The organism is Micromonospora sp. NPDC007230 (assembly GCF_042869115.1).
Lineage (GTDB): Bacteria > Actinomycetota > Actinomycetes > Mycobacteriales > Micromonosporaceae > Micromonospora.
Genome location: NZ_JBIAFE010000003.1, coordinates 408,591 through 416,267 on the forward strand (window position 1 = coordinate 408,591; position 7,677 = coordinate 416,267).

General features: G+C 68.2%; 5 protein-coding genes and 2 pseudogenes. 6 read left to right on the forward strand and 1 reads right to left on the reverse strand.

What is annotated here, in order from left to right; genetic code table 11:
* Window positions 1–33: 33 nt before the first annotated feature.
* From ACFYML_RS07125 to ACFYML_RS07150, 6 genes and pseudogenes are all read left to right on the forward strand, one after another.
* Window positions 34–480, forward strand: a complete 447-nt coding sequence (locus tag ACFYML_RS07125; RefSeq protein WP_387419732.1) for a DUF1801 domain-containing protein — start codon at window positions 34–36, stop codon at window positions 478–480.
* A gap of 587 nt (window positions 481–1,067) precedes the next feature.
* Window positions 1,068–3,530, forward strand: coding sequence for a M14 family metallopeptidase (locus ACFYML_RS07130; protein ID WP_387419714.1), 2,463 nt, complete (start codon window positions 1,068–1,070; stop codon window positions 3,528–3,530).
* A gap of 259 nt (window positions 3,531–3,789) precedes the next feature.
* Window positions 3,790–4,482, forward strand: coding sequence for a prepilin peptidase (locus tag ACFYML_RS07135; RefSeq protein ID WP_387419715.1), 693 nt, complete (start codon window positions 3,790–3,792; stop codon window positions 4,480–4,482).
* Window positions 4,483–5,143: 661 nt separating this feature from the next.
* Window positions 5,144–5,332: pseudogene (locus tag ACFYML_RS07140) on the forward strand (hypothetical protein); the annotation flags it as partial.
* Window positions 5,333–5,552: 220 nt separating this feature from the next.
* Window positions 5,553–6,101 carry a GNAT family N-acetyltransferase gene (locus ACFYML_RS07145; RefSeq protein WP_387419716.1) on the forward strand — a complete coding sequence of 183 codons (549 nt, stop codon included), beginning with the start codon at window positions 5,553–5,555 and terminating at the stop codon, window positions 6,099–6,101.
* A gap of 81 nt (window positions 6,102–6,182) precedes the next feature.
* Complete coding sequence (locus ACFYML_RS07150) at window positions 6,183–6,560, forward strand: nuclear transport factor 2 family protein (RefSeq protein ID WP_357445721.1); 378 nt, start codon at window positions 6,183–6,185, stop codon at window positions 6,558–6,560.
* Window positions 6,561–6,723: 163 nt separating this feature from the next.
* Here ACFYML_RS07150 and ACFYML_RS07155 read toward each other — a convergent pair.
* Window positions 6,724–7,515: pseudogene (locus ACFYML_RS07155) on the reverse strand (helix-turn-helix domain-containing protein); the annotation flags it as partial.
* Between the last annotated feature and the right edge of the window lie 162 nt (window positions 7,516–7,677).

The following is a 7,677-nucleotide window of genomic DNA, read 5'->3' on the forward strand; positions in this document are numbered from 1 at the left end:
TCGGTGTCGCACTCCCGTGGCAGCATGACCGGCATGGCGACAGCGAAGCAGCCGGTGACCGTCCCGACCGACGCCAGCGTCGATGACTTCCTGGCCGCGGTCCCCGACGAACGCCGGCGGGCCGACGCGGAACGCCTCCGCACGTTGCTGCGCGAAGTGACCGGCGAGCCAGCGGTGATGTGGGGCCCGAGCATCGTCGGCTTCGGCAGCTACCGCTACACCTACGACAGCGGACGCACGGGCGACTGGCCGCTGGTGGGTTTCTCGCCGCGCAAGCAGCAGCTCGTCGTCTACCTGGTGGGCGGCTTCGAGGAACGGCACGCGTCCGTGCTCGCCCGGCTCGGCCCGCACAAGACCGGAAAGGGATGCCTCTATCTCAAACGGCTCGACGACGTCGACGAGAGCGCGTTGCGTGAACTCGTCGACCGGACCGTGCGGGTGCACAAGGGCGTCGACCGGGCCAGCAGACACGGGCAGTAGTGAGGGGAAGGGTCTCCTCCCCAGCAGCGTGACCTTCGAGCGAGCCGTCGTCCCGCGCGGGCGAACCGGCGATGAGCTGTTTCCCGGCCGACCTTGACCGGCCTCGACGAGGCATGACCAGCCCCTGACGGCACGCCGAGAGCACGCCGACTGCCTGGAAACCTGGGTGGTCGGTGAGGCGACCACGGGCGGCTATCGCGGACCGTCCAGACACGATCCATCGATGCCTCAAGTAATGCTCAAATCCAGTTCACGCGACCCAACGCCGCCAATAGATGCACATACGCTCCCCTCGGCTCCAGCCCGCTCCGATCGCTTCGGATCCACAGGGAGGTTGCATCCCGAGATAGGCCCAAGGGCATCCAAAAGGTGCAATGGCACAACCGACTCCCGACGTGGGAGCGGTTCGAGATCGACGCGACCCCGGCGGGGAGACCTACCTCCCGATCCTTCTCACGACGGCGATCATCGTCGTCCCAGGCTCACCGCGCGCGAGCTCAGCACGACCGTCCTGGTTGGACCGGCCCGAGACGCAGCAGGGTCGGCCACCACTTCAAACCACATGCCACAAGCAGAAGGAGGGGAGAATGCGACGTACCCAAGTGCGCATCGCACTTCTCGCGCTGCCCGCCCTGGTGGGGAGCGTCCTCATGGCGACCGCGCCCGCCGGCGCGGAGCCGACGGCGGGCTCGGGGCGTTCCCAGCTCGAGGACCCGGCACAGGTACGCCTCGTACACATCCAGATGGCCGGCGCTGACATGCTGGACAAGGTCGTCGCCGCCGGCTTCGACCTCGAGCACGGCCTCAAGCGCGTACCGAACGGCATCGAGGGCGAGGCGGTGGTGACCGCCGAGCAGATCGCCGAACTCGAGGCGATGGGCGTCGAGATCCTCGGCGACGACGAGGGCTTCGCATGGAGCAACGAGGCCGACGGCGGCATCCAGGCCCGCCGCGCGCAGGCCGTCCAACTGCTCAGCCACGAGGAGACGGTACGGATCGTCCGCGCCGACTGGTTCACCACGAAGGGCCAGGGTTTCCTCTACGTCGAGGCCCGGACCACCGCGGGGCAGCAGACGAACCCGATCGTCACGATGCAGCTCGAGAACGACTCGGGCGCGGACACGTCGTTCGGGTTCGCCCGGACGATGAGCCGGTTCGTCGACTCCGGGCAGTACATGTTCCACCGGAACCTGTTCAAGCTCGACGCACGCCCGAGCCAGATCCGGGTCACGAGCTCGACCGGCGGCGCCGCCACCGGCTACGTCTCCAACTGGCTCGAGGACGGCGCGCCGCCGCTGACGGCGAACCCGGCCTACAAGTGGGACTTTGTCGATGGCTACCGGACTCCGCAGCAGCTCTACAGCCGCGCCGAGGAGATCGCCCGTCAGTACCCGGACATCGCCGAGATCGTCTACCTGCCGAACAAGACGAACGGCTACCAGCGTAAGGCGCAGGCCACGATCGGCGGTACCGGGCAATCGGCGGTCGTCGTCAGCTCGGCGGCGTGGGGCCACGAGGGCGGCAACGACATCACCGTCGAGTTCGTGAACCGCCCGGGGGCGAACCTCCCGCTCACGGTCGAGGTGGCGGGCAAGTCGGTGCGGGTCCTTCTCGCCAAGGACGCCTCCGGGGCGCTGGCGAGCACGGCCGCCCAGGTGGCGACGGCGCTGCGGACCCAGTCCCACGGCCTGATCGACCGGGCGCACCCGTACCGGACCAACGCGGGCACCGGCATCGTCGCCGCGACGTCCGGCCCGGTCGCGCTGACCGACTTCCTCAACGAGAAGCGCGCCGGCGCACCGGAGGGCGAGGTGCCGCGCGGTCCGGCCACGATCCCCGTCCTGCGGATCGGCAAGCACCGCGACGGCAGGAACCCGGGTGTCCTGATCCAGGCGCAGGACCACGCCCGTGAGTGGGTGCCGGCGACGACCTCGCTGGAGTCTGCCGAGCGCCTGGTACACAACTACAAGTCGGACTGGGAGACGAAGAAGATCGTCGACAACACCGACGTCTTCTTCATCCTGTCGAACAACCCCGACGGGGCGAACTACAGCTTCTACAACTTCGCCTCGCAGCGTCGGAACATGACGAACCACTGCGCGGACGACAACGCCGATCCGGCCCGGCGTAACTCGTGGGGCGTCGACCTGAACCGGAACTACCGGGTCGGGTCGGGCCACGACGGCTACGCGGGCGGGTCGACCAGCTGCGTCAGCGACACCTACCAGGGACCGGAGAAGCTGTCCGAGCCCGAGTCGAAGAACATCATCTGGCTGGTCGAGAAGTACCGGAACATCAAGTTCATGATGTCGGTGCACTCCAACGGTGGCCAGCTGTTCTGGCAGCCGGGCGCCTACATCGCGGACGGGCGGATCACCACGCCGCGCCCGCCGCTGGGTGACGAGGCGTTCTACTGGCAGTCGGCCGCCCGGATCCTGTCGCAGGTCAAGGCGCACCGGCAGACCGTCGTCACGCCGGAGAACGTCGGCGGCTCGTCGGACGTCCTCTACTCCTCCGCCGGCAACGTGCGCGAGGACCTGTATCACAACTACGGGATCTACGCCTTCGGCTGGGAGGTCGGCGGCTCGATCTACAACCCGGCCACCGGCAACTGGCAGGGCGGCTCGTTCCAGCCGGCGTGGGTGGGCAACCCGGAGCTCGTCAGCGGCCACGCCGAGACGATGGAGTACGCCAACGGGATCATGGAAATGTTCCGGGTCGCGGCGGATTGGGGCCAGGACAACAAGAAGCCGACGTCCAAGCTCGTCCCCGGCGGCGGGAAGTACTCCGGGCCCGTCGACGTGCGCTTCGAGACGAGCGAGCCGGCCACCATCTACTACACGACGGACGGCAGCCGGCCCACCCTCGAGTCGCCCCGCTACGCAGCGACCGAGTTCCGTGAGCCGGGGCAGGTGTTCCACGTGACCGAGACCACCACGTTCAAGTGGTTCTCGGTCGACTCCGCCGGCAACATCGAGCAGAACTACGACCCGACCAACAACGACACGCGCAACAACTACCGCACAGCGACGATCACGGTCGCCAAGTAGTAGTCCCGCGCCACGTCCATCCGGTGATCATTGCCTCGTCAGTGCGGTTCCGTCCGCACTGACGAGGCAATGCCGGGCATGCTCAACCCGGCTGTGCGGTGGCAATTCCAGCATGAGTTGAGGAAGCGCTCGGACCGCCTGGGCGGAAGCGCTGGGTGCCGTGACCGCGGGTTGGCAGGAAAGCTCCGAACGCCTCCGCAACCGCTACGCTCCCCGGGTGTCACCGTTGCTGATCGGTACGTGCGCGACCCTGTGCGGCGTGGCTGGCCTGCTACTGCCACGGGCCGCCTATCGCTTCGCCGTGCCGTCCGGTGAACCGCTTCGAGACACCTGTGTCGACTGCGGCGCCTCGCTGCGCCCGGGCGTCGGCGGCTGGCTGCCGGTTCGGTCGACCTGTCCCACCTGCCGGGCCCGGTTGGGGCCCGCGGCGTGGGCGACCGGCGTGGCAGCCGGACTCGCTGGCGGGCTGGTCGGCGCCGCGCTGGGCCCGGTAGCCGTCCTGCCGCTCTTTCTCGCCGTCACGGTGCTCGGGGTGCTGCTCGCCGCGATCGACCTCGCCTGTCGTCGTCTCCCCGACACCCTGGTGCTGCCAGCCTTGGCGGTGACACCGGTCCTGTTCGCGGTCGTCGCCGCCGGGACGGCACAGTGGAGCGACTGGCTCCGCGCGCTGGCGGCCTGCCTGGCGTCCGGTGTGTTCTTCATCGGAATGGCGCTGCTACCTGGTGGCGGCTACGGAATGGGCGACGCGAAGGTGGCCGCCCTGCTCGGCTGGTATTTCGGGTGGCTCGGCTGGCAGGCCGTGCTGCTCGGCGCGCTGCTGCCGTGGCTACTGAACGCGCCCTTGCTGCTGGCTCTGCTCGCCTCCGGTCGGGTGGGCTGGAAGAGCCATCTGCCGTTCGGCCCGGCCCTGCTGGCTGGTGGGCTGCTGGCCGTTTGCGTGGTGGCCTGGTAGCCGACCGGTGGCCGGCTTCACTGCCACATGGTGGCTGGCCTGCTGCTTCTTCGGGTGCTGCTGGTCGTCGCCGGTGCTTCCCAGACACTCCGCCGCCGCGCCGTTCGGCAGCTCATCCTGGGTCGGCTGGGCCCGCCGCAGGCAGGCTTTACTGCGATACTGCTGCGATATTGATGTGGATCGGGCGGGCCACGTCTGTGCTTGTGGCGCTCACCTTGGCAGTGTCGGCGTGCTGTTTGTCTACGGCGCTTGGAACGCTTGGGATGGGATGCCGTCGGATGGGCCGCCTCTCAGCGATCCTTCGCGGACCTATGAGATTGTTGTGGCCTTGTTCGGTCTGAGCCTCTTGGGCGGCGGCATCTGGCTCGCTGTCCGAGTCGCCCGCCGAATGCTTCAGCCCACACCGTGACCTGACCCCAGCATGGCCGGCCGGCCCGGCCGATGCTGATCGGAGGCCGCAAGTCGGCCGGGGCCGGGCCGGCGCGACCCGCTTCGCGCACTGCCCGACCCCTCGCTTGTAGGTCGCGCTTCGTCCGGAGGCGTTCATCGCGTGCGTGACCTCGCGCGACTGTCCGCGCCCGGCCGCCGGCGGCTGTCCGTGTCCCGGCTCGTTGCTGTCGGCGCTGGTGTCGGCGCCGCCCTGGGGTAAGAGAGTGAGCGCGTGGGGCTGAACAAGGAGACTGCGGCGCAGTTCGCCGAGGCTCGCCTGGCGGAATGGCGCCGCAACGGCTATGACGAGTGGCGCGCAATGCTCGACGACAAGGAGGCGCGCCTGGTCGTGGGCGAGGACGGCCGACGGTACGCCGTGGTCAGCTGCGCCATTGACGACGGTGAGGGTCGGGTCCGGATTGAACGCCTTGATGGCGTGGAGGCCCTGCGACTGGTGCCAGTGGCGATGCTTTGAGCGCCGCCGTCCGGTCGGTGGCGTCAAGCAGACCTCGACATCCTGGCTACGCTGGCGCGGCGGCGAGGTCGGGGCGGGGTGCGGTGTGTCCTCCGGGCAGATGGTTGGCACGAATCCGTATGGTGGCCGCGATCACGTCATGGTCAGGGAAGGTGAGTTGGGGGACATGTCTGAGTTGGCTTTGCCGATTCGTACCGATCGACTGCTCCTACGTCAATATCGGGTGGATGACGTGGATGCCTTGCTCGCCTACTACGGCGACCCGCTGGTTGCTCGCTACGTTCCCTGGGAGCCGTGGTCGCGCGAGCACGCAGCCGAGCAGGTCGCCAAGCGCATCAACCGTTTGGGTGTAACCGGGATCGACTCCGCTCTGGCGCTGGTGGTCGAGCACAAGGGCGAGGTCGTCGGCGATGTTGTTCTGTGGCCGGCCGATGAGACGCTGTCTCGGGGCGAGATGGGCTGGATTTTTCATCCGTCGATGTCCGGCCGCGGGTTTGCCACAGAGGCAGTTCGAGCGCTCATCGGCGTGGCCTTCGAGCACTGCGGCATGCACCGGGTCATTGCTCGACTCGATGCGCGCAACGAGGCATCGGCGCGACTGTGCCAACGTGTGGGCATGGTCCAGGAAGCGCACCTGCGCCAGGACTACTGGATGAAAGGCGAGTGGGCGGACACTCTGATCTACGGACTGCTCGCGGAGCAGTGGCACGGCTAGTGCTGTGACCGGGAAGGCTCACCGTGATCGGAAGACGGCTCGCGGGACGAGCGCACGCGAAACGGCTGGTATTACTGGGGCATGCAGGAAGAGACCGCACGCTCCGCGATCGACACGTTCATCTCCGCGTTCAACGCCTCGGACGACAGCTATGTGACTGCCCTGCTCTCCCAGGCTCTGACCTCAGACGTGGTCTTCTGGGGGCCGTTGGGCCGCAGCGAAGGAATCGCGGCGGTCGAGCGGTTCGTGCTGGACATCCGGCGCCACCCGGCGGGGACCGGCACGATGGTGCGCTGCTCGGCGGTGGACATGCCTGACGAGTGGGCCCGGTACCAGTGGGTCTTTACCACGCCGGATGGAGGTCCCCGCCTGGCGGGAACGGATGTCGTCCATCTGCGGCGGAGCCTCATCGACCAGTTCATCGTCTTTGCGGGGGAGATCGAACCGTCCGCCTCCTGAGTCATCCTTCTGTCGCTGTCCTTCTCCTGAACTTGCCCCGTCGGCGTTCGAGGGCTGCTGTTCGCCGTTGGTCAGGCCGCGGTGTTGAGGGGGCGTCCACCCCAGCGAATGCCCTTTTCGCTGCGGGTGCGGGCGCGTTCCTTGCGTTGGGCGGTGAGTACGTGTAGATCGGGGCGCCGTCGGGTCGGGCGGCGCGGATCGACTTGAGCGCGGTCAGGGTGTTGGCGGTGCCCTTGCAGCGGCGGTTGACGCCCAACAGGCGGTCGTCGCCCACGGAGTAGCAGCCGTGGAAGTAGGTGACGCCGTGGGTGCGGCGGTAGGTCGCCGGCAGCCGGTTTGGCTTGCCCTGTTTCCCCCAGCAGGAGCCTCCGGTGGGCCGGATCCCCAGGGGCCCGAACTCGTCGAAGGCGACGACCCGGTCCGGGAAGCGGTCCAGCACCTGCTCGATCCGGTCGAGCTTGGCGTCGCGATCAGGGTCGGGTGACTCCTTCCAGGTCTTGGTGCGTTGGAAGGTGATGCCGCGGCGCCGGAGCAGGCACCGTAAGGCTTCACGGCCGATGCGGATGACGCGGCCGTGCACTTTCCGCAGGTAGGCGGCGAGTTTGCGGATCGACCAGCGGGTGAAGGGCTGGCCGAGCTTGGTGGGGCGGGTGGTAGCCGTCTGGATGAGGAAGTCTTCCTCGTCAGGGCTGAGTCGGCGGGGACGGCCTCCCGCCCAGCGAGGGTCCAGGCAGGCCAGGCCGATCTCGTTGAACCGGTGGATCACGTCCCGGCCGGTGTCCTCGTCGGCCTGGACCAGCTGGGCGATCACCGGCACCCGGTTCCCACCCGCCGAGGCCAGCAGCATCATCGCGCGCCGGTAGCGCACCGAGTTGGTGCTGCCCCGGCGCACGGTCTGCTGCAGCTTCTGCCCCTCCTGGTCGGTCAGCCTGCGTACACGGACAGGCTCAGCCACCGCGCCTCCAGCGCTCGGATCGGAAGTCACCGCACATCCAACCGTCACGACCACCAACCCGGTGAACTGAATCGGCCTGGAGTTGCCGGAGGGCGTTGTTAGGCCGCAGCGGCCCTGTTGTGGTTTCGGGTTGAAGCGTAGTGCGCGGTCTCATATTCGACG

Coding starts and splice junctions, on each gene's coding strand:
- ACFYML_RS07145 (WP_387419716.1), top strand. CDS start 5,553: ATGTCTGAGTTGGCTTTGCCGATTCGTACCGATCGACTGCTCCTACGT.
- ACFYML_RS07150 (WP_357445721.1), top strand. CDS start 6,183: ATGCAGGAAGAGACCGCACGCTCCGCGATCGACACGTTCATCTCCGCG.
- ACFYML_RS07125 (WP_387419732.1), top strand. CDS start 34: ATGGCGACAGCGAAGCAGCCGGTGACCGTCCCGACCGACGCCAGCGTC.
- ACFYML_RS07130 (WP_387419714.1), top strand. CDS start 1,068: ATGCGACGTACCCAAGTGCGCATCGCACTTCTCGCGCTGCCCGCCCTG.